The sequence below is a fragment of the Candidatus Symbiothrix dinenymphae genome (genome assembly GCF_001431085.1).
Window position 1 is genome coordinate 1 of record NZ_BBRU01000151.1, and the last position, 762, is coordinate 762.

Annotated in this window: 1 protein-coding gene; it reads left to right on the forward strand. The window is 54.5% G+C overall.

Annotated features, from left to right (window positions below):
• Positions 1-762, forward strand: a 762-nt coding sequence (locus ASC50_RS02320; RefSeq protein WP_304518306.1) for a protein-disulfide reductase DsbD family protein, incomplete at both ends; no start/stop codon positions are given.

A 762-nucleotide genomic window follows, 5' to 3' on the forward strand; every position in this document is an offset into this window, starting at 1 on the left:
TGTCGTTTTTGGGTGCGTTTGAACTCACTTTGCCGTCCTCGTGGTCGAGCAAGATGGACAGCAAAGCCGAGGCGACCACCGGCATTTTGAGCATTTTCTTTATGGCGTTCACGCTGGTGCTGGTGTCGTTTTCGTGCACCGGACCTATTATTGGTGGCTTGCTGGTGGAGGCGGCGAGCATGGGCAGTTTGGCGGGACCGGCTGTTGGGATGTTTGGCTTCGGCTTGGCGTTGGCGATTCCGTTTGCGCTGTTCGCGATTTTCCCGTCCATGCTGCAAAAAATGCCGAAGTCGGGCGGGTGGCTCAATACGGTGAAGGTCGTGCTGGGATTTTTGGAGTTGGCTTTGGCACTTAAATTCCTGTCGGTGGCTGACTTAGCGTATGGTTGGCACATCCTTGACCGCGAAACATTCCTCGCGCTTTGGATAGTGATTTTCGCGCTGTTGGGCGTTTATCTGCTGGGGAAAATTCGCTTTGCACACGATGATGAGGTGCAACACGTGTCTGTGTCGCACTTTTTCATGGCAGTGATTTCGTTTGCATTCGCAATATATATGGTGCCCGGACTGTGGGGTGCGCCGCTGAAAGCCATCAGCGCCTTCTCGCCCCCGCTCTACACGCAGGATTTCAACCTCTACGACGGCGAAGTGCTCCCCAAATTCCACGACTACGACGAAGGCATGGCGTATGCAAGGAGGCACAACAAGCCGGCAATGCTCGATTTCACGGGCTACGGCTGCGTAAACTGCCGAAAAATGGAAG